This is a genomic window from Kitasatospora sp. NPDC048365 (genome assembly GCF_043200835.1).
GTDB classification, from domain to species: domain Bacteria; phylum Actinomycetota; class Actinomycetes; order Streptomycetales; family Streptomycetaceae; genus Kitasatospora; species Kitasatospora terrestris.
In genome coordinates this window covers 87,430-113,916 of the sequence record NZ_JBICYJ010000031.1, presented here as the reverse complement: position 1 = coordinate 113,916, position 26,487 = coordinate 87,430, and the positions used below count along the sequence as shown (strand labels likewise).

Sequence of the window (26,487 nt, the reverse complement as noted above, 5' to 3'; positions counted from 1 at the left end):
GCCCGCCCGCTCCCCCCCCCCCGCCGCCCCCCCCCCCCCCCCCCCCCCCCCCCCCCCCCCCCCCCCCCCCCCCCCCCCCCCCCCCCCCCCCCCCCCGGGGGGGGGCTCAGCCGCAGCCGCAGGAGCGGCGGACGACCAGCCGGGAGGGGAACTGGCGCAGCCGGTCGCTGCCCGCGCCGCCTGTCCGGGGCGCGGAGCCCAGCACCAGTTCGACCGCCGCCCTGGCCATCGCGGGCCGGTCGGAGGCGACGGTGGTCAGCGGCGGATCGGTGAGCGCCGCCTCCTTCAGGTCGTCGAAGCCCGCCACCGCCAGCTCGCCCGGCACGTCGATCCGCAGTTCCCGGGCCGCCCGCAGCAGCCCGATCGCCTGGTCGTCGGTCGAGCAGAACACGGCCGTCGGCCGGGCCGGGCCGCTCAGCAGCTCCAGGCCCACCCGGTAGGCCTGGTACCGGTTGTACGGACACGCGAACAGGCGGCCCTCGGTGGACCGTCCGGCCTCCCGCATGGCCTGCCGCCAGCCCTCGACGTGGTCGGTGACCGGGTCGCCGATCGTCGGCGTGGGCTCGATGCCGCCGAGGCAGGCCACGTACGCGTGTCCGTGCTCCAGCAGGTGGCGGGTGGCGAGCCGGGCCCCGCCGACGTCGTCCGTCACCACGGCGAACTCGCGGAACGACTCGGGGCTCTCGTGCAGCAGGACCACGCGCGCGTCGGTGTCGGCGAGCTCGGCGGAGGCCTGCTCGCTCGGCCCCTGGCTGACCAGGACCAGCCCGGAGACCTGCATGTCGAGGAAGGCGCGCAGGTAGTGAACCTCGCGCTCGTCCCGGTAGTCCGAGTTCCCGACCAGCACCATCGTGCCCCGCTCGGCGGCGGCCTGCTCCAGGGCGTGCGCGATCTCCCCGAAGAAGGGCTGCCGCGCGTCGGGGACGATCAGGCCCAGCAGGTCGGTCCGGCGGCTGGCCATCGCCCGGGCGACCCGGTCGGGGCGGTAGCCGAGGACGGCGATCGCCGCGACCACCCGTTCGCGGGTGTCCGGTGCCACGGGCCGCGGGCCGTTGTTCACCACGTAGGAGACCACCGCGGTCGAGGTCCCCGCCATCCTGGCCACGTCGTCGCGCGTCACCTTGGTCACCCGCAGGAGTCTACGGTGGGTGTGCGTCCGATTCTGACGATACGTCAGAATCGGGCGCACCGTCAGTCCGGGGTCGGTGTCAGTGCCAGTCGGAGATCCGGACGTCGTTCGGGGAGGGCTCGCCCGCGCCGGTCTCGACGAGCTTCTTGAGGCTCAGCAGGTAACTGGCCCACTTGGTGCTGCAGTGGGACATGAACTCCACCTGCTCGCGCCAGCCCTCGTGGCGGAAGAGCAGGATCGTCCACTCGCCCTCGGTCCTGAGGTCGAAGGAGACCCGGGTGCCGATCCACTCCTCGGGGCCGTCGACGACCTCCCAGAGCACCCGGTGGGAGGGCTCGGCCTCCAGCACCTTCATGTCGAAGCCGCCGGGCAGGAAGCGGAAGCGGAGCACGCCGCCGGGCGCGGCGTCGCCGTCGGTGTCCTCGGTCCACCAGGCGGCCAGGCCGTCCACGGTGGTGAGAGCGGCGTAGACCTTCTCGATCGGTGCGGTGGCGCCGATGCGGTGCACGATGTCCATGGTCATTCCTCTCGGGTCTGCTGGATCGCCTCGGCGATCCGCTTGATGCGGTGCAGTCGGGCGTCCCATGCGGCGCCGACCGCGGTGAGTTGGGCGACGGCCCGGGCGAGCTGGGCGCGGTCGACCTCGTAGCGGCGTTCGCGGCCCAGGGCGGTGCCGTGCACCAGGCCTGCGCGGTCGAGGACGCCGAGGTGCTTGGCGACGGCCTGGCGGGTGACCGGCAGGTGGTCGCTGAGGGTGGTGGCGGTGCCGCCGCCCTCGGTGAGCAGCAGGTCGAGCATCCGGCGGCGGATCGGGTCGCCGACCGCGGACCAGAGCTCGTCGTCGACGGCGGTGGTCACGACGTCGCCGCCGCTCGGGGCGCGTAGGCGGCCAGGCGGGGCAGGAAGTGGTCCCAGCCGCGGGCGTGGTCCAGGTAGGCCTCTTCCAGGACGGCGGCCTCCCAGCCCTTCTCCCGGAAGCCGACCTCGCTGAAGCGCAGCAGGGTGCCGGCGCCGGAGGGGACCAGGTCGAAGGTGACCAGCAGCGAGTTGTCGGGGGCGGCGCTCTCGCCGTCCTCGTACACCCAGCGGAAGGCGAACCGCCGGGGCGGGTCGGCCTCGACCACGGTGATCGGGGCCACCGTGGCGTCGGGCGAGGCCGGGTCGCCGAAGGTGATCACACCGGTGGCGCCGGGGACGGGCTTGAGGTCGGCCTCGTCGGGCCACCACTCGCGCAGGTGCTCGGGCGTGCTGACGACCTCGTAGACCACCTCGGGGGCGGCGTCGATGTGGATCTCCCGCTCGATGCTGCCGTACTCCATCGAAGCCTCCAGGGATAAGCAACCTTTGGTTGCACATCACTGTAGACCGAACCCCAGCGACTCGCAACCGATGGTTGCGACAGGCCCGTCAGGCGGCCAGCGCGCGACGCGCCAGCCCTTCCAGCGCCGCGACGATCCGCTCCAGCGACAGGCCGCCCTGGCGCTGGTGGCGGAAGAGCTCGGGGGCGAGCGGGGCCAGCAGGTGGTCGGCGGCGGCCTCGGGGTCGGGCAGGCCGGCCTGCCGGGCCAGGTGGGCGACGTGCAGCCGCCAGAAGCCGTAGGCGCCGGTCCGGTAGCGCGCCTCACCGGTCTCCGCACCCAGCACCAGGTGGACGTGGGTCTCCAGCAGGCCGGCCATCGCCGCGTAGAAAGCGGCCAGCCGCTCCCCGGGCGCGGGGTGCGGCCCGTCCGCCGGGCCGGGGCCGAGCGGCGACGGGCCGGCGATCACCCGCTCCTGGAGCGCCCGCTCGTGCTCGTCGAGGAGCGCCCGGGCGATCGACGCCCGGTCCGGGTAGCGCCGGTAGAGCGTGCCGCGGCCGAGGCCGGCGGCCTTGGCGATGTCGTCCATGGTCACGGCGGCCGGGTCGCCCTCGGCGAAGAGCCGCTCGGCGGCAGCGAGCACCCGGGCCCGATTGCGGGCGGCGTCGGCGCGCTCGCGCGGACGACCCTCGTCGATCCGGGGCAGCGGGGGGAGTTCGGTCACGGTGGACAGCCTAGGGACAAGTGGACATCGCGTCCACTTGCTCGTAGGGTGCGGAGGGAGACAAGCGGACACCGTGTCCGCTTGCTTGCCTGCCACCGGCTTCCTGGGGGTCCGCCATGCCACGGCTTCTGCACCTGAACAGCAGCGCACGCACCGACTCCGTCACCCGCCGCCTCGGCGCGGCGTTCGTCCGCGGCTGGCGGGAGGCCGGCGGCGGCGCGGTGGTCCACCGCGACCTCGCCGCCGAGCCGGTGCCGCCGATCGGCGCCGGCTGGACCGGCATCTGCGACACCCTGCTGCGGGAGGGCATCACCGAGATCGCCCGGTACCCGGAGGCGGTGCGCGGCCCCGAGCAGCGGCGGGCGTGGGCGGTGGTCGCCCCGCTGCTGGCCGAGCTGACCGCCGCCGACGTGGTGCTGATCGGCGCTCCGATGTACAACTTCGGCGTCCCGGCCGCGCTCAAGGCCTGGATCGACCAGGTGACCTTCCCGAAGATGGTGCTGGCCCCGCGCCGCTTCGTGGTGCTCTCGGCCCGCGGCGGCGCGTACGGCCCGGGGACGCCCCGGGAACCGTTCGACCACCAGGGCCGCTACCTGCTGGACTTCTTCCGCGGCCACTACGCGGTCGAGGACGGCCGGCTGATCGGCGCCGAACTGGTCAACGCGACGGTCGACCCGGCGCTGGCGGCCCGGCTGCCGCAGCACCGGGACTCGGCCGCCCGGGCGCTGGAGCAGGCCGACGCACTGGCCCGCGAGCTGGCCGCGGCCGGACGGGAGGGCTGAGCCGTGGCGTGGATCTGGCTGCTGGCGGCCGGTGCGGTCGAGGTCGCCTGGGCGCAGAGCATCCGCCCGACCGACGGGTTCACCCGTCTCCCGCAGACCGTGCTCTGCTTCGCGCTGATGCTGGGCGCGGTGTTCCTGCTCGCCCGCGCGGTCCGCGACCTGCCGGTGGGCACCGCGTACGCGGTCTTCACCGGCATCGGCAGCGTCGGAGCCGTCCTGGTCGGCGCCCTGCTGCGGGGCGAGGCGCTCACCCCGCTGCGCGCCGTCGGCCTCGCGCTGATCACCGCCGGCCTGGTCACCGTCCGCCTGGGCGAGTCGGGGTGACCCGGCCGGGCGGACGGTGCGGTCGGGTCAGCCGACCGAGGAGTAGGCGATGATGCCGCGGCGCAGGCCGTCGACCGCCTTGCGGGCGGTGGAGCGCAGCTCGGCGTCCTCGCCGGCCGCGTCCTGGATCTGACCGAGCACGTCGATCAGCTGCTTCGTCCAGCGGACGAAGTCGCCGGCCGGCATGTCGGCGTCGCGCAGCACCTGGTCCAGCTCGTGGCCGAGCGCCCAGCGGTACGCGGCCCAGGCGAAGCCCAGGTCGGGCTCGCGCTGGCCGACGCCCTCGGCGGTGGAGATCTTGTGCTGCTCCTCCAGCGCGTCCAGGTGGCCCCAGATCCGGACCATGTGGCCGAGCGCGGTCTTGGCGTTGCCCTCGGGCACCCGCGGGGCGAGCGCGTCGTCGGACTGCCGGGCCTCGTACACCAGCGCCGAGGCGCAGGCGGCGAGCTCGGCGGCGGCCAGGCCCCGCCAGACGCCCTCGCGGATGCACTCGGAGGCGAGCAGGTCGAGCTCGCCGTAGAGCCGGCCCAGGCGCTTGCCGTCCGCGGTGACGGTGTCGCCGGTGAGGTAGCCGAGGTCGGTGAGCAGGCCGCAGACCCGGTCGAAGGTGCGGGCGATGGTGTGGGTGCGCGAGCGCATCCGCCGCTCCAGCAGCTCGGTGTCCCGGTGCAGGCGGTGGTAGCGCTCGGACCAGCGGGCGTGGTCCTCCCGCTCGTCACAGCCGTGGCAGGGGTGCTGCCGCAGGGTGGCGCGCAGCCGGGCGATCTCGGGGTCGTCGGCGGCGGCCGCCCGGCCGCGGCGGAAGCGCTCGGGCTCGGTGTGGCCGGCCTTGGTGCGCAGCGCCGAGGCGAGGTCGCGGCGGGACTGCGGGCTGCGCGGGTTGAAGGACTTGGGGATCCGCATCCGGTCGACCGGGGCCACCGGGTGCGGGAAATCGATCATCGCGAGGCGCTTGACCTGGCGCTCGGCGGTGAGCACCACCGGGCGCGGCCCGTCCTGGTAGTCGGGGTGGCGGCTCGCGCCGCGGCCGTGCCGGGAGACCGGCGGCAGGCCCGGGTCGAGGACCAGCGCGAGGCCGGCGAACTTGCCGGTCGGGACGTGGATGATGTCGCCCGGCTTGAGCTGCTCGATCGACTCGACGGCGGCCGAGCGGCGCTGGCTGCTGCCCTCGCGGGCGAGCTCGTTCTCCCGCTCCTTGAGCTGCCGGCGCAGCGACATGTACTCGTCGAAGTCGCCGAGGTGGCAGGTCATCGACTCGCGGTAGCCCTCCAGACCCTCCTCGTTGCGCTGCACCTGGCGGGCGATGCCGACCACCGAGCGGTCGGCCTGGAACTGCGCGAAGGAGGTCTCCAGCAGCTCCCGCGAGCGGTGCCGGCCGAACTGGCCGACCAGGTTGACCGCCATGTTGTACGAGGGGCGGAAGGAGGACTTCAGCGGGTAGGTGCGGGTGCCGGCCAGGCCGGCCAGCGCCTCCGGGTCGAGGCCGCGCTGCCAGAGCACCACGGCGTGGCCCTCGACGTCGATGCCGCGGCGGCCGGCCCGGCCGGTGAGCTGGGTGTACTCGCCGGGGGTGATGTCGGCGTGGGTCTCGCCGTTCCACTTGACCAGCTTCTCCATGACCACCGAGCGGGCGGGCATGTTGATGCCGAGCGCCAGGGTCTCGGTGGCGAAGACCGCCTTGACCAGGCCCTTGACGAAGAGCTCCTCGACGACCTCCTTGAACCGGGGCAGCATGCCGGCGTGGTGGGCGGCGATGCCGCGCTCCAGCCCGTCCAGCCACTCGTAGTAGCCGAGCACGTGCAGGTCCTGGTCGGGGATGTCGGCGCAGCGCTCCTCGACGATCTGCCGGACCTGGGCGCGCTCGGCGTCCCGGTTGAGGCGCAGGCCGGAGGAGAGGCACTGCTGGACGGCGGCCTCGCAGCCGGCCCGGCTGAAGATGAAGGTGATCGCCGGGAGCAGGCCCTCGGCGTCGAGCCGCTCGATCACGTCGATCCGGCCCGGCGTCCAGACCCGGCCGGGGCGGCCGGCCGGCATCGAGCGGCCGCGGCCCTTGGCGAAGCGGTCGCGCCCGCCGCGGTCCATCTCGGAGCGGGCGAGCCGGACCAGCTCGGGGTTGACCGCCTTGGCGGGGTTGCGCGGGGCGTTCTTGGGGCGGCCGTCGCGGTCCGGGTTGGCGAACAGGTCGTACATCCGGTTGCCGGCCATCACGTGCTGCCACAGCGGGACCGGGCGGTGCTCGGAGACGATCACCCGGGTGCCGCCGCGCACCGTGTCCAGCCAGTCGCCGAACTCCTCGGCGTTGGAGACGGTGGCCGACAGCGAGGCCAGCACCACCGACTCGGGCAGGTGGATGATGACCTCCTCCCAGACGGCGCCGCGGAAGCGGTCGGCGAGGTAGTGGACCTCGTCCATCACCACGTAGCCGAGGCCGTCCAGGGCGGAGGAGCCCGCGTACAGCATGTTGCGCAGCACCTCGGTGGTCATCACGACCACCGGGGCGTCGCCGTTGACGCTGTTGTCGCCGGTGAGCAGGCCGACCTTGGCGGCGCCGTACCGCTTGACCAGGTCGCCGAACTTCTGGTTGGAGAGCGCCTTGATCGGCGTGGTGTAGAAGCACTTGCGGCCGCTCGCCAGGGCGAGGTGGACGGCGAACTCGCCGACGATGGTCTTGCCGGAGCCGGTGGGCGCGGCGACCAGGACGCCCTCGCCGGCCTCCAGGGCCCGACAGGCCTCGATCTGGAAGGGGTCGAGCGGGAAGTCGTACAGCTGCTGGAAGCCGTGCAGCGCGGTGGCCTGCTCCTTGGCACGCTCGCGCGCGGCGGCGTACGCCTCGGAGGGGCTCAGCTGCTGCTCGGGCAGGGGGGTGTCCACTGGTGTCACCTGGTCTTCCCGTGCGACGGGGCGCAGCTGCTGGGTTCGGTGTGGTTGATCGTGCATCTCAGCCTGAGGTTACCCGGCTGCACTGACATCAATGACACCGTTTTCCGGGGGCCACGCGGCGCGGTCGGACCACTGCTCCCGGTGATCATGCAACTGGCGAAGTGCTCACATCCTGAGTTGCAAATGTCTTCATTCGGTCGACGAAACGTCAGGTCGGATCAACAGTCGATCGAATTCAGACTCTTCTGATCAACAGTCATGCCAGGACCGAACGGTTCCTACAGTCGGACCACCGAGCACGCCACGAACTGGAGGATCACGATGGCGAATCTGGAGACCTCGCTGAAGGAAGCGATGAACATCGAGGGGGCCATGGGGGTAGCCCTGGTCGACTACAACAGCGGCATGGCGCTCGGCACCCTGGGTGACGGTGCCGAAATCGACCTCAATGTCGCAGCGGCCGCCAACACGGACCTGGTCCGTGCCAAGATGCGCACCATGGAGATGCTGAATCTCCAGGACAACGACATCGAGGACATCCTGATCAGCCTGACCAGCCAGTACCACCTGATCCGACCACTGACCACGAAGACCGGTCGCGGGCTGTTCCTGTACCTGGCGCTCAACCGCACCCGGTCCAACCTGGCGATGGCCCGGCACCAGCTGAAGCGGATCGAGTCCACGCTGGAGATCTGACCGGGGGTCCGGAGGGAGGGGGCGTCGATGCCCAAACCGCTGTACCAGGCCAAGGCCGAGTTCTTCCGGATGCTGGGGCATCCGGTGCGGATCCGGGTGCTGGAGCTGCTGCAGGCCGGGCCGACCCCGGTCCGGGAGCTGCTGGCCGATCTGGACATCGAGCCCTCCAGCCTGTCCCAGCAGCTCGCGGTGCTGCGCCGGGCCGGGCTGGTGACCGCCACCAGGGAGGGCTCCAGCGTGGTCTACGAGCTGGCCGGCGCCGACGTGGCGGAGCTGCTGCGCACCGCCCGCCGGATCCTCACCGAACTGCTGACGGACCAGAACATCCTGTTGGCCGAGCTGCGCGCGGGCGGCCCCAACGGGTGATCGCCCCACGGGCAGTCGCCTAACGGGTGATCAGATGGGTCAGCCCCTCGGCCAGCCGGACGTACTCCTCCGGGCGGTTGTACACCTGGGCGCTGACCCGCAGGACGCCGCCGCCGATCCAGGGCCGGACCGCGATCCGGGCCCCGAGCCGGCGGCGGACGGCGACCATCAGCGCCTTCGCCGCGTGCTCGCTCTCGGCCACCCCGGGCGGCAGCCGCAGCGCCCGCATCGAGGTGCCCGCGCACTCGGCGAGCGGGCGCAGCCCGGCGCGCTCGATCAGCTGCCGGCGGCCGTGCCCGACGAGCGCCTCGTTGTGCCGCCGGACCCGGTCGGTGCCGAGCTTCTCCAGCAGGGCGAAGCCGGCCGGGGCGGCCAGCCACGGGGTGTAGTCGCAGGTGCCGCGCCACTCGACCCGGGCCGGGAAGCCCCGGTCGTGCTCCCAGGAGAGCATCAGCGGGCGGACCTTGGGCCGCCAGGCGGCGGTGACCGCGAGCACGGCGGCGGCCCGCGGGGCGAAGGCCCACTTGTGCAGGTTGCCGATCCAGAAGTCGGCGCCGCCGGCCGCGCCGCCCAGGTCGACCGGCAGCATGCCGGGGGCGTGCGCGGCGTCCACCACGGTGACCACACCGCGGGCCGCGAGGTCGGCGAGCAGCTCCGGGGTGGCGATCGCGCGGGCGGTGGGCGAGGTGATCAGGTCGAGCACGGCGACCCGGGTGCGGGGCGTGACGGCGTCCAGCACCCGGTCGCGGACCGCCTCCTCGTCCGGGGCGTGCGGGGAGATCCGGACGCAGCGCACGGTGGCGCCGCTCTCCGCGGCGCGCCGCTCGGCGGCCCGGGTGACCACGCCGTAGCCGTGGTCGGTGACCAGCACCTCGTCGCCGGGCCCGAGCGGGACGGTGTCCAGGGCGACCGCGACGCCCTCGGTGACGTTGGTGAGCAGGGCGAGCTTCCCCGGGTCGCCGCCGAGCGCGGAGGCGACCTCGGCGCGGGCCCGGGCGATCCGGTCGGGCAGGTCGAGGAAGAACCCGTCCGGGTCGCGTTCCTGTTCGGCCCGGAGTCTGGCCTGGACGCGCTGCACGGGGACCGGGACGGCGCCGTACGAGCCGTGGTTGAGGTGGGCCACCTCCGGGTCGAGGGTGAAGAGGTTTCCGGTACCGGGCAGGGGTGAGGTCATCGGTTCGTCCAGGGGTCGTCTCGAATTTTATGCTGTGTGACATTTCACACTGCATACTTCTAGCCGAATGGTGGGGGTCGCGGCAACCATCGGCGGGTGACCCACACCGACCCCTTCCTCGCGCTGAGCGCCCGCACCGGCCGCTTCAGCTACGGTTCCCCGCGCGCCGCCGCGCTCTCCTCGGACGGCGCCCGCCTGCTCTTCCTGCGCTCCACCGGCGCGGAGGACCCGGTCGAGCGGCTCTGGCTGCTGGACCTGGCCACCCGCCAGGAGACCCTGGTCGCCGACCCGGCGGCGCTCGCCCCCGACCGCACCGGCGACCCGGCCGACCTGCCGGTGCTGGAGCGCCGGCTGCGCGAGCGGCTGCGGCTGTGGGCGCCGGGCATCGGCTCCTTCGCCGCCACCGGCGACCTGGCCACCGCCGTCTTCGCGCTGGACGGCCGCGTCTTCCGGACCGACACCGCCACCGGATCCACCACCGAACTCCCGGTCGCCGGGCCCGCGTTCGACCCCCGCCCGAGCGCCGACGGCACCCGCGTCGCGTACGTCGCGGGCGGGCAGCTCTGGCTCACCGGCGAGCAGCCGGCCGACGCCCCGCTCAGCCCGCGCGACGGCGCGGTCTGGGGCGTGGCGGAGTTCGCCGCGGCCGAGGAACTGGGCCGCACCCGCGGCCACTGGTGGTCGCCGGACGGCTCGGCGCTGCTGGTCACCCGGATCGACGAGTCCGCCCTGCCGCTGCGATGGTTCGCCGACCCCGCGCACCCCGAGCGGGCCCCCGAGTCGTTCGCCTACCCGCAGGCCGGCGGCCCCAACGCGGACCTCCAGCTCTGGGTGCTCGGCCTGGACGGCGGCCGGGTCCGGATCCTCTGGGACACCGAGGAGTTCCCCTACCTGACCGCGGCCGGTTGGGAGGGCGACGGCGAGCTGCTGCTGACCGTCGCCGACCGGCTGCAGCAGCGCGTCGTGCTGCTCAGTGCCGACCCGGCGAGCGGGAAGACCACCGAACTCGCGGCGACCACCGACGAGTTCTGGGTCGACCCGCTGCCCGGCACGCCGCAGCGGCTGGCCGACGGCCGGGTGCTCACCTCGCACGACACCCCGGCGGCCCGGGGCGTGGCGCTGGACGGCCGGATCCTCACCGACGAGCGGCTGCAGGTCCGCCGGGTGGTCGGCACCTACCGCGACCGGCTGCTGATCGAGGGCGGCGAGGGCGACCCGGCCGACCAGCAGCTCTTCCTGCTCGACCCGGACGGCGGCGCGCCCGAGCGGCTCACCGAGGGCCCCGGCGTGCACAGCGCGACCGCGGTGAACGGCGGCACCCTGCTGCTCACCTCGGCCACCCAGGCCGGGATCCGCCGCACCCTGCACACCGCCGACGGCGACTTCCCGCTGGCCGACCTGGCGGCGCCGCTCCCCCACCGGGTGACCCCGCAGCTCGCCCGGGTCACCGAACTCGGCCTGCCCACCGCCGTGGTGTACCCGCGCGCGCACGCGCCGGGCACCCCGCTGCCGGTCCTGCTGGACGTCTACGGCGGCCCCGGCTACCAGGCGGTGGCCAACGAGCCGCGCCGCTGGCAGCTCAAGCAGTGGTGGGCCGACCAGGGCTTCGCCGTGGTCACCACCGACAACCGGGGCACCCCGTTCGTCTCGCCGGAGTTCACCCGGGCGATCTTCCGCCGGTTCTCGCAGGTGGCGATCGACGACCAGGTGGCCGCGCTGCAGGCGCTCGCCGCCGACCACCCGGACCTGGACCTCGGCCGGGTCGGCGTGCGCGGCTGGTCGTACGGCGGGTACTTCGCCGCGCTCGCGGTGCTGCGCCGCCCGGACGTGTTCCACGCGGCCAGCGCGGGTGCCCCGCCGACCGACTTCCGGCTGTACGACACCGCCTACACCGAGCGCTACCTGGGCCTGCCGCAGGAGAACCCGGACGGCTACCTGGCGGACTGCCTGATCCCGGACGCGCCGGGGCTGTCCCGGCCGCTGCTGCTGATCCACGGCCTGGCGGACGACAACGTGCACCCCTCGCACACCCTGCTCCTCTCCGAGGCGCTGACCCGCGCGGGCCGGCCGCACAGCGTGCTGCCGCTGCCGGGGGTGAGCCACATGACGCCGGACGGCGGGCTGGAGGCCGTCGCGGCGGCCGAGCTGGCCTTCCTGCGGAACGCGCTTGGCTCAAACCCTTCCATGTGACCGATGACATGTGAAATATTACCCGCGCTCAACACCACCCACCGTCCGGAAAGGACAGGTCAGTTGCGCAGACTTTCCGTCGCAATCGCGGTAGCGCTGGCCTCCAGCGCGATAGCCGTGGCAGTACCCCCCGCCGGCGCAGCGCCGGTGGCCCCCTCCCCGACCCTGGCCCAGAACCAGGGCGCGGAGGGCCAGGAGGCCCCCGCGGCACCGCTCGCCCCGCAGGAGCGCCGGCGCCAGGCCCTGCGCACCGAGGCCCTCGCCGGCGTCAACCAGGGCACCGTCGCCAAGAGCGCCGAGGGCACCACGCCGAAGAAGGTGAAGATCGGCAACGACTACGTCCAGCTCGCGCAGCAGCGCACGGACAAGGTCTTCGTGATCCTCGCCCAGTTCGGCGACCAGGTCGACAACTCGACCCTCTACAACGGCCAGCCCCGCTACGCGGGCACCCCTGGCCCGAAGCACAACCAGATCGCCAAGCCGGGCAAGGACGACACGCACACCTACTGGGAGAGCGACTTCAGTCGCGACTACTACCAGCGGATGTTCTTCGACGACACGCCCGGCGCCAACTCGATGCGCAACTACTACCGCACCCAGTCCTCGGGCCGGTACGACATCGAGGGCACCGTCTCCGACTGGGTGACGCTGCCGTGGAACGAGGCCCGCTACGGCTCCAACAAGGGCCCGCAGGGCGGCGGCGCCTGGACCCAGGCGCAGGAGCTCGTCCGGGACGCCACCAAGGCCTGGTACGACGGCGAGATCGCCAAGGGCCGCAGCGCCGCCGACGTCAAGGCCGAGCTGGCGCAGTACGACGTCCAGGACCGGTACGACTTCGACAAGGACGGCAACTTCGACGAGCCGGACGGCTACCTCGACAACGTGATCGTGGTGCACGCCGGCGTCGACGAGACCTGGGGCGGCGGCGCCCAGGGCCAGGACGCCCTCTGGGCGCACCGATCCTGGACCTTCCCCGACCCCACCGGCCAGACCGGACCGGCCGGCAACAGGATCGGCGGCGCCCAGGTCGGCGACAGCGGCCTCTACGTCTACGACTACGTGCAGGCGGGCGAGAACAGCGGCGTCGGCCTCTTCTCGCACGAGTACGGCCACAACCTGGGCCTGCCGGACCTGTACCCGACCTCGGGCGGGGACAACTCGGTCAACTTCTGGTCGCTGATGTCCTCCGCCTCGTACCTGGGCCGGGGCAAGAACACCACCGGTTCGCTCCCCGGCGACCTGGACGCCTGGAGCAAGCTGCAGCTCGGCTGGCTGAACTACGACGAGGCGCAGGCCGCCACCCGCTCCAGCCACACCCTGGGCGTCAGCGGCTACAACACCGACCAGGCGCAGGCGGTGCTGGTGCACCTGCCCCCCGGCCGCACCACCACCACGCTGGCCGAGCCCTACGAGGGCGGCTCGCAGTGGTGGAGCGACACCGGCGACTACATGGACGCCTCGCTGACCCGCACGGTCGACCTGACCGGCGCCACCGCGTCGGCGTCGATCTCGGCGGCCACCTGGTACGACATCGAGCAGGACTACGACTTCCTGACGGTGGAGGCCTCCACCGACGGCGGCAAGTCCTGGACGGCGCTCGGCGGCACGGTGGACGGCGCCCCGATCGGCAACACCACGGCGCTGGTGCCCGGCCTGTCCGGCACCTCCAACGCCTGGCGGCGGCTGAACATCCCGCTCGACGCCTACCTGGGCAAGAGCGTGCAGGTGCGCTTCCACGTCACCTCCGACTCCAACACCCACGGCAAGGGCGTGCTGCTGGACGCGGTCCAGGTGACCGCCGACGGCACCGCCGTGGTCCAGGACGGCGCGGAGGGCGGCGGCAGCGGCTGGGCCCGGGCCGGCGGCTTCTCGGTGATCAAGGGCAAGGACGCGGTCAAGGAGCACCCGCGGGCGTACCTGGTGGAGAACCGCCGGTACGTCGGCTACGGCGCCTACCTGAAGACCGGCCCGTACAACTTCGGGTGGTGGGGCGTCGACGGCAAGTCCAACGTCATCGACAACTACCCCTACCAGCAGGGCGTCCTGGTGTGGCTGTGGGACACCTCCTACGGCGACAACAACACCAAGGACCACCTGGGCGGCGGCCTGATCCTGCCGGTCGACGCGCACCCGCAGGCGACCCGGTTCGCCGACGGGACGGTCACCAACGGGCGGTCGCAGAGCTACGACGCGACCTTCTCGCTGCAGCCGACCACCTCGTTCACCCTGCACAAGGCGGGCGTGGCCACCGTGGTGCCCGCGGAGCCCGCGGTGAAGGCGTTCGACGACCACAGCGGGGTGTACAGCGACCCGGCGATCCCGCAGCTGGGCGTGGCCGTGCCGGACACCAACACGAAGATCGAGGTCGTCCGGGAGACCCAGGGCGGGCGGCTGACCACCATCAAGGTCGGCCCCGCGTCCTGAACCCGCAGGGCAGAGGCGGGTCGCCGCTTGTAAAGACTTCTTTCTAAAGATAGCTTTACATCCATGAGCGACGACCCGCCGACCGAGATCCGGCTCACCGATCCGCGCGCCCTGCGCGCCTACGCCCATCCGACCCGGATGGCCCTGGTGGGCCTGCTCCGCCGCGAGGGTCCGCTGACCGCGACCCGCGCGGCGGAGCTGCTCGGCACCGAATCGGTGGCCAGCTGCTCCTTCCACCTGCGCCAGCTCGCCAAGTACGGGCTGGTCGAGGAGGCCGGCGGCGGCCGCGGCCGGGAGAAGCCCTGGCGCGCCACCGCGACCTTCACCAGCTGGGACGCGGCCCCGGACGACCCGGCCGCCGCCACCGCGGGCGAGGCCCTGCAGCGCGCCGTCCTGGACAGCCACTACGAGCGCGCGGTGAGCTGGCTCGCCGCCTCCGCCGACGAGCCGCGGGAGTGGCGCGAGGCGGCCGGCGCCGGGGACACCGTGGTCCAGGTCACCGCCGCCGAACTCGCCGAGCTCACCGAGCGGTTCGCCGAACTCACCCGGCCCTACCTGGAGCGGGTGCGCCACCCCGAGCAGCAGCCCGAGGGCAGCCGCCCGGTGGTGCTGGTCCAGCTCGCCCTCCCGGCCGGCCCGGAGGTGCGACGATGACCGCCGTCCTCGACTCCCCCGCCGACACCGGCCGGACACCCGCGCTGCTGCGCGACACCGCCTTCCGCCGGTACTGGACCGGCCAGACGATCTCCTCGCTCGGCGACCAGGTCACCATGCTGGTCGTCCCGCTGATCGCCATCTCCGCCCTGCACGCCGACGCCGCGCAGATGGGCTACCTGGCCGCCGCCGGCTGGCTGCCGTACCTGCTGCTCTCGCTGCACGCGGGCAGCTGGGCCGACCGGTACGCCCGGCGCCGCCGGGTGATGATCGCCACCGACCTGGGCCGGGCCGCGCTGCTGCTGACCGTCCCGGCCGCCCACGCCCTCGGGGTGCTGACCCTCCCCCAGCTGTACGCCGTGGTGCTCGGGGTGGGCGCGCTGTCGGTGTTCTTCAACGTCTGCAACCCGCCGCTGTTCGTCTCCCTGGTGCCCGCCGACCGCTACCTGCAGGGCAACTCGCTGCTGATGGGCAGCCGGGCGGTCACCTACGTCGCGGGACCGGGCGCCGGCGGCCTGCTGGTGCAGCTGCTGGCCGTGCCGCTGGCCCTGGTCGCGGACGCCTTCTCCTACCTCGCCTCGGCCTTCTTCCTGGCCCGCATCGACCCGGCCGAGCCGCCCGCCGAACCCGCCGGACGGGGCGCGCTGGGCGCCGGCCTGCGCTGGATCCGGCAGAACCCGGTGATCCGCGCGGCCCTGCTCGGCACCGCCACGGTCAACCTGTTCACCTTCGTCTTCGCCGCGCTGTTCGTCTTCTACGCCACCACCGACCTCGGGCTGGGCGCGGGCCTGCTCGGCGCGGTGCTGGGCGCGGCCGCGGTCGGCACGGTGCTCGGCGCGATGGTCACCGGGCGGCTGGCCCGGCGGATCGGGGTGGGCCCGGCCTTCGTGGTCGGCCTGGTGCTCTTCCCCGCGCCGCTGCTGCTGATACCCGCCGTGCACGGCTCCGGCCCGGGCACCCTGGGGCTGCTGTTCGCCGCCGAGTTCGTCTCCGGCGTCGGGGTGATGATCCTGGACATCACGGCCGGCACCATCTTCGCCGGGGTGATCCCGGACGCCCTGCGCTCCCGGGTCTCCGGTGCGTACCAGGCGGTCAACTACGGCGTGCGGCCGATCGGTTCGCTGCTCGGCGGCGCGCTCGGCGCCACCCTGGGGCTGCGGCCCGCGCTGTGGATCGCCGCGGTGGGCGCGCTGGCCTCGTTCCTGTGGGTGGTCGCCTCGCCGATCCCGCGCATGCGAGACCTCCCTGACGGTTCGTCAGAGGACGGTGCACCCTAGCGCATTCGGGCATATGCCCGACGGATATGCGGGAAAGACTCCCCCCGCGCGAGTGTCCCCGGTAGCGTTGCGTCCTGGTCAGACTACCGCAGGTGACGGCGGTGGCAGGGGCGTGCGCCGTGGCCGCGCGCGGGGAGGGGCAGCAGTCAGTGCCGGGGATCGAGGAGTGCCTTGCGGAAGCCATGGGGATCACCGGCGCCCTGGGAGTGAGCCTGGTCGACTGGACCAGCGGCCTCGCCATAGGCACCGCCGGCGAGGGCCCGGACGGCGACCACGAGGCCGGCGCGGCGGACGCCACGGAGCTGGCCCGCGCCGTCACCCAGACCCCGTCCTTCGCCGACCCGGCGACCGGCGCCGCCCCCGCCGAGGACGTGATCGTCAGCTCGGCCGGCGCGTACCACCTGATCCGCTTCGTCGACACCGTCTTCGACTCCAACGTCTTCTTCTACCTGCGACTCGACCGGGACAAGGCGAACCTGGCGATGGCCAGGATCCGGCTGGCCGCCGTCGCCGACCGATTGGTGCTGGTCTGATGCGCACCGCACCCGCCCCGCTGCCGCGCCGGCACCGCTCGTCCTGCGCGCCCGCCACCACCTTCGAGGCCGCGCTCACCGACCTCGCCGGCGAGCACGCCACCGGCTCGCTCTCCGGCCCGGAGGGCACCGTCCACCTCGCCTACGGCCAGGTGGTGCACGCCGAGGCGCCCGCCGCCGCCGGCGTCGGCGAACTGCTCACCGGCAGCGGCCGGATCGCGGCCCGGGACTGGGAGGACGCCGAACTGCTGGGCGCCGGCCGGCTCGCCGAGTACCTGCTGGCGGCCGGCCAGGTCGGCCGCGGCGAGCTGGAACTCTGCCGGCTCACCGCGCTGTTCGACGCCGCCCACTTCGCACTCGGCCAGCACGGCGGCGAGCTGACCTTCGACGCCCTGGCCCTGCCGCGCTTCCGCCTCACCCGGCCGCTGACCGTGCACCAGCTGCGCGGCGTGGTCGGCCGGCGGCGCGCGCTGCTCGACCGCTGCTGGCCCTCCACCGCGGTGGACGCGGTGCCGCTGCTGCGCCGCGCCGGCGCGCCGGCCCGCCGGCCCGCGGTCCCGGTCCGCCGCCGGGAGGCGCTGCTGGCCGCCTGCGACGGGACGCGCACCGCCCCCGAGATCGCCCGGCTGATCGGGCGCTCCGCCTTCGGCACGCTGCTGGACGTCCGGCAGTTGGCCGCCGCCGGACTGCTGGAGGCCCGTCCGCAGCCGGCCACCCCTCCTCCGCCACCGGTCTCGGTCGGGCAACCGGCCGCCCTGCCCGACGTCTCGCTGCCGCCGGGCCCCCGCACCTACGACCCGGCGGATCCGGAGGTGGGGCTGCTCCTTCGACTACGCGCCGCTCTGGAGGCCCTGTGACCCCGCCGCCCGCCCGCTGTGTCCCGCCGACGAAGTCATGAGGCGGACCTTGCGACAGCTCACCGTCAAGAGGACAACCGTGCTGCCCGAACCCGAGGTCCAGGCCGAACTGCGCGGCCTGCGCGCCAGGATCCCGCACCTGACCGGCGGCCTGGTCGCCACCACCGACGGCCTGGTGGTCGCCCACGACACCAGCGGCCTGGAGGCCGAGTCGGTGGCGGCGCTGACCGCCGCGGCGCTCGGCGTCGGCGCCCGGCTGGCCGAGGCCACCGGCCACGGGTCGTTCCGCGAACTGCTCACCCGCGGCGAGCGCGGCTACACCGCCACCTACGCGGCGGGGGCCTACACCGTGCTCACCCTGATGGCCGGACCGGAGACCAACGTCGGCCGGCTCCACCTGGAGGCCCGCCGGGCCGGCGCGCGGATCGCCGCGCTGGCCGACGCCGAACTCGACCGCGGCTGACCCCAGCCACTCATTCATTCACCGAACATCGACAAACCGACAGGAAGAGAAACACATGGCCACCATCGACACCGCTCTCAAGGAAATCATGTCCTCGATCGAGGGCAGCATCGGCATCGCCGTGGTCGACTACAACAGCGGCATGGCTCTGGGCACCCTCGGCGGCGGCCCCGACCTGGACCTGAATGTGGCGGCGGCCGGCAACACCGACGTGGTGCGGGCGAAGCTCCGCGCGATGGAGCTGCTCAACCTCAACGAGGCGATCGAGGACATCCTGATCACCCTGTCCGGCCAGTACCACCTGATCCGGCCGCTGACCTCGCGCACCGGCAAGGGCCTGTTCCTCTACCTGGCGCTGGACCGGAACCGGGCCAACCTGGCGATGGCCCGGCACCAGCTCAAGAAGATCGAGGCCGACCTGGAGGTCTGACCCTCCGTCTGGCCCTACCGGCGGACCGTCAGCAGGCCGCCGGTGGGCACGTGCAGCGTCAGCTCCGGGCCGTCCACCCGGGTCTCGGCGGTGGCGACCTCGGCCCCCAGGCAGTCCTGCACCAGCAGCGACACCGGCCCGGGCGCCCGGTCGAAGACCAGCCGGACCAGGGTGTCCTGGTCGGCGTTGGCGACCAGCAGCAGCTCCCAGTCGCCCTCGGCGCGCAGCGGCAGCGGGGCGTACCGGCCGAAGGCCAGCGCCCGCTCGCCGCGCGCCTCGATCACCGGGTAGCCCAGGTCCGGGCGGTGCGGGCGCAGCCCGGAGCGCTGCAGCAGGTCGCGGTGCTCGCGCATCACCGACAGCCAGAACCGCAGCGCGGCCAGCTGGCCGGGGCCCTGGGCGGAGAGCTCCACCGAGACCTGGGCGGTGGCGAACAGCACCGACTGGAGGAGCACCGCGATCTGCTCGGGGCTCTCCTCCGGGTGCCAGGTGAGCGGGTCGGCGTGGACCGCCAGCGGGCCGGCGGTGAGCCGCAGGTCGGCGGTCCGGGCCCGGTTCTCGGCGGCGTTGTGCGGGCAGTCGGTGGCGCGGACCATGGTGGCGAACGGCCACAGGCCCGGCCCGACGTAGCCCTGCCGGTGCTCGACCAGCACCTCGGGGCGGGTGGCCCGCAGCCGGGCGTCGAGCTGGGCGAGCAGCTTGTGCACGCCCTCGGCCACGGTCGGGCAGTCGGCCTCCGGGGAGGCGGTCTCGGCGGGGCGGGCGAAGGTGTCGACGAAGTCGACCTTGAGCCCGTCCACGCCGAACTCCTCGACCGCGGCCGCCAGCCGCGCCACCTGGTGGTCGCGGACCGCGGCACTGCGCGGGTCGAGCAGGAAGGTCTCCAGCGTCGGCAGGTGGGCCAGGGTGTGCCCGGCCAGTTCGCGGGCCGCGGCGCTGCGGTCGCCGGCGAACGGGATCGCGTACCACAGGAGGTAGTTGAGGCCGAGCGCCTGGACCCGCTTCACGTGCTCCGGGAAGTCGGGGAAGCCGGCCGGCGCGGGCCGCCAGTCGCCGGTGGTGGCGTACGAGCGGGACCGCTCGTCGGTCTGCCAGCCGTCGTCGACGATCAGCGAGCGGAAGCCGAGCGGCGCGGCGAGTGCGGCGAGCCGCTCCACGTCGGCGGAGGTCATCGCCAGGTGCAGCGCGTACCAGGTGCAGAACACCGGGTCGAAGGCGCTGTCCGGGACGGTCGCCGGGCCCTGCAGGGAGGCCCACCAGCCGGCCGCGGCGCGCACGGTGTCGGCGAAGTGCCGGCCGCTCAGGTCGAGCCGCAGGCTGAGCTCCGGGCCCTCGTGCTCGACCCACCAGCTGAACGCGCCGGTCTCCTCGACCGCGCCCTCGCCGATGCCGACCGGCCGGACCGGCTCGCCCACCGCGTAGGTGCACAGGGCGGCGTCGCCCGGGCCGACCAGGCTGCCGACCGGGGCGCCCTTGGCCACCGACGCCTCCCGGGGCAGCGCCCAGGACGGCGGCAGCCAGCGGGAGTTGGTGGTCGGCGTCCAGTAGCCGGTGGCGCCGGTGCAGGGCAGCTGCCACTCCACCCGCAGCCGGGCGCCGGGCGCCGGGCAGGCCGCGTCCACCAGCAGCACGCCGGGGGTGTCCTGCTCGGTGACGGTCACGGTGGGCGGGAGGTCCGAGCCGATCGCGGTGACGCGCAGCCGCAGCGGGCCGGCGTCGACGGTCAGGGTGGTCTCGGTACGGCCGGAGGGCGGGGCGGAGCCGTCCCAGGACAGCGCGGTCACGCGGTGGTTCCTTTCAGGTGCGGTGGTGCCCGCACGGGCCGGCCGCGGAAGCGGTGAGACGGCCGGCCCGTGCGGGAGTCGGGTGCTGCTACCGGGTCACCGGCGGAGCGGGCCTTCGCAGGTGTAGTCGGCGGTGCCGGCCTGGCCGCTCGGCCAGACGTCGACCTTGCCGAAGTAGCAGTTCATGTCGTTGAGGTTGTTGGCGGCGTTCTTGGTGCGCTCCAGGACGAAGTAGTCCACGGTCGCCGACATGTCCTTGAACACCTGGTCGGGGTTGCCGGAGTTCGACAGGTTGGCGGTGATCCGGCCGGTGCAGACGAACCGCATCGGCTTGTTGTCCCAGTCGCCGTTGTCCTTGCAGTCCGGGGTCATGTACGCGGTCCTGGTGAACGCGGCCTGCACCTCGGACGGGTAGGCGTAGTCCAGGTAGCCGTTGGCGGTGAACGAGGTGTTCGGCACGTACAGCGAGCCCACCTTGGCGATCTGGGCGTCCAGGAACGCCCAGTACTCGGCGTTCAGCGCGGCGTCGGCGCCCAGGCGGGTGCGCCAGGCGTCGAAGCCGGCCGGGTCGTCGGCCCGCTGGTAGCCGTACATCTCGCGCAGCAGCGAGGGGTGGCTGGTCCAGAGGAACTCGAAGAAGGTGCCGGCGTAGTTGTAGAAGTGGAACGCCGGGGTGTCGTCGTAGCTCGCGTGCAGCACCTGGTCGACGGTCAGCCGCGGGATGCCGGCCGCCTCGTCCTGGGCCAGCTTGTTGACCAGCGACTTGCGCACCAGGATGCCCTGGTCGCGGGTCGAGCCGTCGAAGAACTCGGCGGTGCCCTCGTCCATCGCGGTCGTCTTGTCGTTCGCGTACCAGCGGCTGTCGCCGAAGTAACCCGGCACCGCCCAGCGGCCGTTGAGGTAGTGCACGTACTCGTGCCGGAACAGCTCCTCCAGCGTCAGGTACGACTCGGCGGTGGTGCGCTGGTAGGTGTAGAACGTCGCGCCGCGCTCGATGTAGATGCCGCCGTTGCTGGTGCCCATGCCGGTCAGCAGCGGGTGGTAGACCTCGTAGTCGGAGCGGGTCGCGTAGAGGTGGATGTTCAGCGTGGAGTTGACGTCACCGGTGAGCGGGACGTCGGTGCCCAGCACCCGGAAGTACTGGGTCTTCACCTGCTTCGACGCGTAGTACATCTGGTCGACGGTGGCCTTGTCGAGGCCGGTGCGGACCGCGACGGCACCGTTGTCGTACTTGTAGGTGTACGGGAAGAGCCTGGCCTCGATGGTGTCGGTGCAGACGTTGTACTGGGCGCACACCCCGTAGGTGTTGGCCCAGCCGACCACCTTGATCCACGGCGCCGAGTACTCGCCGAAGGTCGCCTTGGTGTCGGCCAGCAGGGTGCCGATCTCGGCGGTGATCGACGCCTTCAGTGCGTCGATCTGGCCGAGACGGCCGTACTCGGCCATCCCGTCGCGGGCCAGCCACTCGTTCTGGGTGCCCTTGAGGTGCCCGGCGGTGGCGAAGCCGCGCAGCACCGAGCGGTACGCCGGGTCGGCGGCGACGGCGGACCGGAACGCCGTGTCGCCGTTGTAGATGCCGAGGTAGTTGATGTTCAGCGCGGACAGCGCGGCGCCGCCCCACGCCCAGCTGTTGGCCAGCGCCGTGCCCGGGCCGAAGCGGGACAGCACCTGCTTGACCAGGCCCAGGTTGTTCTGCCGCAGGCCCGGCGCGGTGGCCGTGGTGCCCAGCTCGCGCAGCACCAGGCCGGCCGCCTCGGTGGTGTCGTACGCGTGGCCGCCGGCCAGGTGGGCGTCGATCGCGTGCTGGATCGCAGCGACGGTCGGGGCGTCCGTGACGTCGATCTCGGCGTGCGAGAAGTCGTGGTAGACGGTGGCGTGCAGGAAGGTCCAGATCTGGAACAGGTTCGGGTGGTTGGTCGCGGCCAGCTGCTGGGCCTTGGCGGCCACCGCCTGCACGTGCGCGTCGTCCATGGTGGTGGCGAAGCGGGCGTCCCAGGTCCAGATGATGCCGTTCAGGCAGTCGATGGTGAGCGCCGGGTCGGCCAGGAAGTCGGCGAGCTGCGTGGGGCCGAGGCCGGTCATCCCGTCGACGGTGCACGGCACGCCGGCGGCGGTGGTGACGGCCGCGGTGCCGGTGGCGGCCTGGGCGCCGGCCGTCGGGGCCGGGCTGCCGACACGGGCGGGCAGCGGGCCGGGGATCAGCGAGTCGCCGAGCGAACCGCCACCCGGCGCCGGCGCGGGACCGCCGGGCTTCGCGGTTGCGGTGCCGAGCCGGTCGACCTCGTCGTACGCGGTGGGGTCGCCGGAGGCGGGGACAGGCTGGGACTGGGGGGATGTGACCGGGGTCGGCGTAGCGAGCGCCTGCGCCGCGGGCAGCGTGAACGACGCGGCCAGCGTGGCCGCGAGCAGGATGTTGCGGGTTCTGCGGTGGGACATGGGGGTCCTCCGAGTGGGGGGAGAGGATCAGCGCCCCGTCAGGGGCGCGGGGAACTGCGCGGCCGGCCCGGCACTCAGGTGGGGGTGGCCGGGCGCGCAGTTCCTCGCGCCCCTGTTGGTGGTTGCGCTAGTCGGGGAAGTGGCAGGCGGCCTGCCGGGTACCGGTCGGCGCGGTGAGCTGGAGCAGGGGTCGCTCCGTGCTGCACACCGGTTGCGCCTTGGGGCAGCGCGGGTGGAAGGTGCAGCCGCTGGGCGGGTTCGCTGGACTGGGCGGGTCGCCGAGCAGGACGATCCGTTCCCGGGCCCGTTCGGCCGCCGGGTCGGGCAGCGGCACGGCGGAGAGCAGCGCCTTGGTGTACGGGTGCGCCGGGTTGGCGTACACCTCGTCCTTCTCGCCGATCTCGACGATCCGTCCGAGGTACATCACGGCGACCCGGTGGCTGATGTGCTTGACCACGGCGAGGTCGTGCGCGATGAACACGTACGCGACGCCGAGTTCGCGCTGCAGCCGCTCCATCAGGCCGACGATCTGGGCCTGGATGGAGACATCGAGGGCGGAGACGGGTTCGTCGGCGACGACCAGCTCCGGCCGGGTGGCGAGCGCCCGGGCGATGCCGATGCGCTGGGCCTGGCCGCCGGAGAACTGGTGCGGGTAGCGCTCCAGGTGCTCGGGGGCGAGGCCGACGAGGCCGATCAGGTCGCGCACCTCGCGCCGGATCGCGTCGGGTGCGACGTCCTGGGCGCGCAGTGGCGCGGCGATGATCTGCTGGACGGTCTGCCGCGGGTTCAGCGAGGCGAACGGGTCCTGGAAGATCATCTGGAACTTGCTGCGCAGCGGCCGCAGTTCGCGCTGTCCGGTGCGGGTGATGTCGGCGCCGCGGAAGCTGACCCGGCCCGCGGTGGGGTCGAGCAGGCGGACCAGCATCCGTCCGGTGGTGGACTTGCCGCAGCCGGACTCGCCGACCAGGCCGAGCGTCTCGCCGGGCCGCACGTCGAAGGTGACGCCGTCCACGGCCTTGATGCCGGCCTTGCGGCGCAGGACGCCGCGCGGTCCGGGGAAGGTCATCCCGAGGTCCTGGACGCTGAGCAGCGGTGCCTCGCCGACCGTGCGGGTCTCGGGGACCGTGGTGGTCGTCTCGGTGGTCATCGGGTCACCTCATCGAGGACGCAGGCGTTGCGGTGGGCGTCGGCGACCTGGCGCAGCCGGGGGCGTTCGCCGGTGCAGAGCGGGTTGCGCTCGGCGGCGTAGACCGGGCAGCGCGGATGGAAGGCGCAGCCGTCGGGCGGGGAGAGCAGCGAGGGCGGGCTGCCGGGGATGGACCGCAGGGCGTTTCCGTCCTCGGCGTCCAGGCGCGGCAGCGAGTCCAGCAGGCCGCGGGTGTACGGGTGCCGGGGGGTGGCGAACAGCGAGTCGGCGGGCGCCTGTTCGGCGGCGGAGCCGCCGTACATCACCAGGACCTCGTCGGCGACCCGGGCGATCACCCCGAGGTCGTGGGTGATCATCACGATGCCCAGGCCGCGCTCCTGCTGGAGCTTCATCAGCAGTTCCAGCACCTGGGCCTGCACGGTGACGTCGAGCGCGGTGGTCGGCTCGTCGGCGATGATCAGGTCGGGTTCGCAGGACAGCGCCAGGGCGATCATCGCGCGCTGCCGCATGCCGCCGGAGAACTGGTGCGGGTACTCCCCCGCCCGCCGGGCGGGTTCGGGGATGCCGACGTCGCCGAGCACCTCGGCGGCGCGCGCCCAGGCGGCCTTGCGGCTGCCGCCGTGGTGCTCCCGGTACGCCTCGGCGATCTGGTCGCCGACGGTGAAGTACGGGTGCAGCGAGGTGAGCGCGTCCTGGAAGACCATGGCCATCCGGCGGCCGCGCAGCCGGCGCAGCGACTCCTCGTCGGCGCCGATCAGTTCGGTGCCGTCGAGCTTGGCGGAACCGGTGACCGTGGCACCGCGGTGCAGGCCCATGACGGCCAGCGAGGTGACGGACTTGCCGGATCCGGACTCGCCGACGATGCCGAGGGTGCGGCCGCGCTCGACGCTGAAGTCGACCCCCTTGACGGCCCGCACGACGCCTTCGGCGGTGTTGAACTCCACCGAGAGGTCCGAGACTTGGAGAAGGGTCATGCGAGCCTCGCCCTCGGGTCGATCCAGGCGTAGAGCAGGTCCACGACCAGGTTGGAGGTGACGATGAAGAAGGAGGCGAGCAGCGTGATGCCCATGATCACGGGCTGGTCGGCCTTGTTGAGCGAGTCGGCGAAGAGCTTGCCGACGCCGGGCAGGCTGAACAGCGACTCGGTGATCAGGGCGCCGGCGAGCAGGCCGCCGAGGTCCATGCCGAGCATGGTGGCGACCGGGGTGAGGGCGGGCCGCAGGCCGTGCCGGCCGACCACCCGGCGCTCGCGCAGGCCCTTGGCGCGGGCGGTGCGCACGTACGGCTCGGCCATCGTCTCGATGACCGAACTGCGGGTCATCCGGGCGTAGATGGCGGCGTTGATCAGCGCGAGGGTGATCCACGGCAGGATCAGGTTGGCGATCCAGCCGCCGGGGTTCTCGGTGAAGGCGATGTAGCGCGGGTACGGCAGGATGCCGAGCAGGGTGACGACCACGTAGAGCAGGATCATCGCGGTGAAGTAGACCGGCAGGGCGGCGATGCCGATGGTGCCGACCATCACGGTGCGGTCGATCCAGCTGTTCCGGCGCAGCGCGGAGAGCACGCCGGCCGAGACGCCGAGGCCGAGCCAGAGGACGGCCGCGCCGACGGCCAGCGAGGCGCTGGTCGGCAGGCGGTCCATCATCAGGTCCCAGACCGGCTGGGCGCTCTGGAAGGAGTACCCGAAGCACGGGAAGTCGCAGCTGACCGCGTACTGGCCGGTGCCGAAGGTCTGGCCGGCGAAGATGCCGACCACGTAGCGGCCGAACTGGACGATCAGGGGGTCGTCCAGGCCGAGTTGCTGGCGGACCAGGACGATCCGCTCCACCGAGCAGTCCTTGCCGCAGAACTGGGCGGCCGGGTCGTTGGGCAGCAGGTAGAAGACGGCGAAGGTCAGCGCGCAGATCACCAGCAGGGTGACCAGCATGGCGGCGGTCCGCCGGAGCAGGAATCCGATCACGTCCGGCTGCCCTTCGGGTCGAGGGCGTCCCGCAGGGCGTCGCCGAGCAGGGTGAAGGCGAGCACCACCAGGAACAGGCAGGCGCTGGGCAGGACGAAGAACATCGGGTCGACCTTGTAGTAGAGCACCGAGTCGGCGATCATCTGCCCCCACGAGGGCGTGGGCGGGCGGATGCCGACCCCGAGGTAGGTGAGCGCCGCCTCGGCCCCGATCAGGCCGGGGATGGCGAGGGTGACGTACACGATGACGGTGCCGGTGAGGTTGGGCAGGATCTCGGTGAGCAGGATCCGGCTGCTGCGGGTGCCGCAGGCGCGGGCGGCCTCGACGTACTCGCGGTGCTTGAGCGAGAGCGTCTGACCCCGGATCACCCGGGCGATGTAGGGCCAGCCGAAGAAGCTCATCACGCCGATCAGCAGCAGGACGCGGTTGACGTCTCGGGCCACCGAGAGCAGCGCGATCATGAAGATCAGGCTGGGGAAGGACATCATGACGTCCATCAGCCGGCTGATCACGGCGTCGACGCGGCCGCCGAAGTAGCCGGCGGCGATGCCGAGCGAGACGCCGATCAGGGTGATCAGCAGGGCGGCGCTGAAGGCGACCAGCAGGCTGATCTGGGCGCCGTAGACCAGCCGGGCGAAGATGTCGCGGCCGAGCAGCGGTTCGACGCCGAGCCAGTGCTGGGGGCTCATGCCGCCGAAGCTGCCGCGGGGCAGTCCGCCGAGGTAGGGGTTGACGGCCTTCTTGTCGATGTCGGCCGGTCCGGTGCCGCTGATCGCGGTGAGGACCGGTGCCAGGACGGCGACCAGGACGAAGAAGACGATGATGGCCAGGCCGGTCACGGCGGCCTTCTGGCGGCGCAGTCGGTGGAAGGCGAGGGCCCAGGGGGAGGCGGGGGCGGCGGTCTGCTCCGCCGCCCCCTCACCCTCGGCCGCTTCCGTCAGGATCGGGGCGGTCATGGG

General features: G+C 73.1%; 25 protein-coding genes. 12 read left to right on the top strand and 13 right to left on the bottom strand.

Features of this window, described 5'->3' with window-relative positions:
• Positions 1-106 precede the first annotated feature (106 nt).
• From ACGFX4_RS28105 to ACGFX4_RS28085, 5 genes are all read right to left on the bottom strand, one after another.
• The gene (locus tag ACGFX4_RS28105; RefSeq protein WP_393079922.1) at positions 107-1,129 is read right to left on the bottom strand and encodes a LacI family DNA-binding transcriptional regulator; all 1,023 of its coding nucleotides are present in this window, start codon (positions 1,127-1,129) and stop codon (positions 107-109) included.
• A gap of 79 nt (positions 1,130-1,208) precedes the next feature.
• On the bottom strand, positions 1,209-1,646 hold the full coding sequence (locus ACGFX4_RS28100) for an SRPBCC domain-containing protein (RefSeq protein ID WP_393079919.1): 438 nt from the start codon (positions 1,644-1,646) through the stop codon (positions 1,209-1,211).
• A gap of 2 nt (positions 1,647-1,648) precedes the next feature.
• Entirely contained in the window at positions 1,649-1,987 is a 339-nt protein-coding gene (locus ACGFX4_RS28095) for an ArsR/SmtB family transcription factor (protein WP_393079916.1), read from the bottom strand.
• Complete coding sequence (locus tag ACGFX4_RS28090; protein WP_393079913.1) at positions 1,984-2,448, bottom strand: SRPBCC domain-containing protein; 465 nt, start codon at positions 2,446-2,448, stop codon at positions 1,984-1,986. Before ACGFX4_RS28090 ends, ACGFX4_RS28095 begins: the two co-directional genes overlap by 4 nt.
• Positions 2,449-2,536: 88 nt before the next feature.
• A complete protein-coding gene (locus tag ACGFX4_RS28085; RefSeq protein ID WP_393079911.1) occupies positions 2,537-3,151 on the bottom strand; it encodes a TetR/AcrR family transcriptional regulator in 615 nt (204 codons plus the stop codon).
• A 116-nt stretch (positions 3,152-3,267) separates the two neighbouring features.
• On the opposite strand from ACGFX4_RS28085, the gene ACGFX4_RS28080 reads away from it, so the two are divergent.
• Positions 3,268-3,933 carry an FMN-dependent NADH-azoreductase gene (locus ACGFX4_RS28080; protein WP_393079908.1) on the top strand — a complete coding sequence of 222 codons (666 nt, stop codon included), beginning with the start codon at positions 3,268-3,270 and terminating at the stop codon, positions 3,931-3,933.
• A gap of 3 nt (positions 3,934-3,936) precedes the next feature.
• Positions 3,937-4,257 (top strand): DMT family transporter, encoded by a 321-nt coding sequence (locus ACGFX4_RS28075; RefSeq protein ID WP_393079905.1) that lies wholly within the window; start codon positions 3,937-3,939, stop codon positions 4,255-4,257.
• A gap of 27 nt (positions 4,258-4,284) precedes the next feature.
• Here the strand turns inward: ACGFX4_RS28075 and ACGFX4_RS28070 are convergent, their stop codons facing one another.
• Complete coding sequence (locus ACGFX4_RS28070) at positions 4,285-7,194, bottom strand: DEAD/DEAH box helicase (protein WP_393079903.1); 2,910 nt, start codon at positions 7,192-7,194, stop codon at positions 4,285-4,287.
• 264 nt (positions 7,195-7,458) lie between these two features.
• On the opposite strand from ACGFX4_RS28070, the gene ACGFX4_RS28065 reads away from it, so the two are divergent.
• Both ACGFX4_RS28065 and ACGFX4_RS28060 read left to right on the top strand, forming a co-directional pair.
• A complete protein-coding gene (locus ACGFX4_RS28065; RefSeq protein WP_345700132.1) occupies positions 7,459-7,833 on the top strand; it encodes a hypothetical protein in 375 nt (124 codons plus the stop codon).
• 27 nt (positions 7,834-7,860) lie between these two features.
• The gene (locus ACGFX4_RS28060) at positions 7,861-8,199 is read left to right on the top strand and encodes an ArsR/SmtB family transcription factor (RefSeq protein ID WP_393079901.1); all 339 of its coding nucleotides are present in this window, start codon (positions 7,861-7,863) and stop codon (positions 8,197-8,199) included.
• Positions 8,200-8,218: 19 nt separating this feature from the next.
• Here the strand turns inward: ACGFX4_RS28060 and ACGFX4_RS28055 are convergent, their stop codons facing one another.
• The gene (locus ACGFX4_RS28055; RefSeq protein WP_393079899.1) at positions 8,219-9,373 is read right to left on the bottom strand and encodes an aminotransferase class V-fold PLP-dependent enzyme; all 1,155 of its coding nucleotides are present in this window, start codon (positions 9,371-9,373) and stop codon (positions 8,219-8,221) included.
• 96 nt (positions 9,374-9,469) lie between these two features.
• Here ACGFX4_RS28055 and ACGFX4_RS28050 point away from each other — a divergent pair, with 96 nt between their 5' ends.
• From ACGFX4_RS28050 to ACGFX4_RS28015, 8 genes are all read left to right on the top strand, one after another.
• Positions 9,470-11,563: a prolyl oligopeptidase family serine peptidase gene (locus ACGFX4_RS28050; RefSeq protein WP_393079897.1), complete on the top strand. Its 2,094-nt coding sequence runs from the start codon at positions 9,470-9,472 to the stop codon at positions 11,561-11,563.
• Positions 11,564-11,680: 117 nt separating this feature from the next.
• Positions 11,681-13,987 (top strand): immune inhibitor A domain-containing protein, encoded by a 2,307-nt coding sequence (locus tag ACGFX4_RS28045; protein ID WP_393079895.1) that lies wholly within the window; start codon positions 11,681-11,683, stop codon positions 13,985-13,987.
• 63 nt (positions 13,988-14,050) lie between these two features.
• The gene (locus tag ACGFX4_RS28040) at positions 14,051-14,641 is read left to right on the top strand and encodes a winged helix-turn-helix domain-containing protein (protein ID WP_393079892.1); all 591 of its coding nucleotides are present in this window, start codon (positions 14,051-14,053) and stop codon (positions 14,639-14,641) included.
• Complete coding sequence (locus ACGFX4_RS28035) at positions 14,638-15,918, top strand: MFS transporter (protein ID WP_393079891.1); 1,281 nt, start codon at positions 14,638-14,640, stop codon at positions 15,916-15,918. The genes ACGFX4_RS28040 and ACGFX4_RS28035 overlap by 4 nt, the downstream gene beginning before the upstream one ends.
• 149 nt (positions 15,919-16,067) lie before the next feature.
• Positions 16,068-16,451: a hypothetical protein gene (locus tag ACGFX4_RS28030; protein WP_345702041.1), complete on the top strand. Its 384-nt coding sequence runs from the start codon at positions 16,068-16,070 to the stop codon at positions 16,449-16,451.
• Positions 16,451-17,308, top strand: coding sequence for a transcriptional regulator (locus ACGFX4_RS28025; protein ID WP_393079888.1), 858 nt, complete (start codon positions 16,451-16,453; stop codon positions 17,306-17,308). The genes ACGFX4_RS28030 and ACGFX4_RS28025 overlap by 1 nt, the downstream gene beginning before the upstream one ends.
• A gap of 37 nt (positions 17,309-17,345) precedes the next feature.
• Positions 17,346-17,771, top strand: coding sequence for a roadblock/LC7 domain-containing protein (locus ACGFX4_RS28020; RefSeq protein ID WP_393079885.1), 426 nt, complete (start codon positions 17,346-17,348; stop codon positions 17,769-17,771).
• Positions 17,772-17,826: 55 nt separating this feature from the next.
• The gene (locus ACGFX4_RS28015; protein WP_393079883.1) at positions 17,827-18,201 is read left to right on the top strand and encodes a hypothetical protein; all 375 of its coding nucleotides are present in this window, start codon (positions 17,827-17,829) and stop codon (positions 18,199-18,201) included.
• Between the two features lie 14 nt (positions 18,202-18,215).
• Here ACGFX4_RS28015 and ACGFX4_RS28010 read toward each other — a convergent pair whose 3' ends face one another.
• The 6 genes from ACGFX4_RS28010 to ACGFX4_RS27985 form a co-directional block, all read right to left on the bottom strand.
• The gene (locus ACGFX4_RS28010; protein WP_393079880.1) at positions 18,216-19,985 is read right to left on the bottom strand and encodes a glycoside hydrolase family 36 protein; all 1,770 of its coding nucleotides are present in this window, start codon (positions 19,983-19,985) and stop codon (positions 18,216-18,218) included.
• 96 nt (positions 19,986-20,081) lie between these two features.
• Positions 20,082-22,421 (bottom strand): collagenase, encoded by a 2,340-nt coding sequence (locus ACGFX4_RS28005; RefSeq protein ID WP_393079877.1) that lies wholly within the window; start codon positions 22,419-22,421, stop codon positions 20,082-20,084.
• Between the two features lie 127 nt (positions 22,422-22,548).
• On the bottom strand, positions 22,549-23,568 hold the full coding sequence (locus tag ACGFX4_RS28000; RefSeq protein ID WP_393079874.1) for an ABC transporter ATP-binding protein: 1,020 nt from the start codon (positions 23,566-23,568) through the stop codon (positions 22,549-22,551).
• On the bottom strand, positions 23,565-24,542 hold the full coding sequence (locus ACGFX4_RS27995; protein ID WP_393079872.1) for an ABC transporter ATP-binding protein: 978 nt from the start codon (positions 24,540-24,542) through the stop codon (positions 23,565-23,567). The genes ACGFX4_RS28000 and ACGFX4_RS27995 overlap by 4 nt, the downstream gene beginning before the upstream one ends.
• Positions 24,539-25,528 (bottom strand): ABC transporter permease, encoded by a 990-nt coding sequence (locus ACGFX4_RS27990; RefSeq protein ID WP_393079869.1) that lies wholly within the window; start codon positions 25,526-25,528, stop codon positions 24,539-24,541. The genes ACGFX4_RS27995 and ACGFX4_RS27990 overlap by 4 nt, the downstream gene beginning before the upstream one ends.
• A complete protein-coding gene (locus ACGFX4_RS27985) occupies positions 25,525-26,484 on the bottom strand; it encodes an ABC transporter permease (protein ID WP_393079866.1) in 960 nt (319 codons plus the stop codon). Before ACGFX4_RS27985 ends, ACGFX4_RS27990 begins: the two co-directional genes overlap by 4 nt.
• Positions 26,485-26,487: the final 3 nt, after the last annotated feature.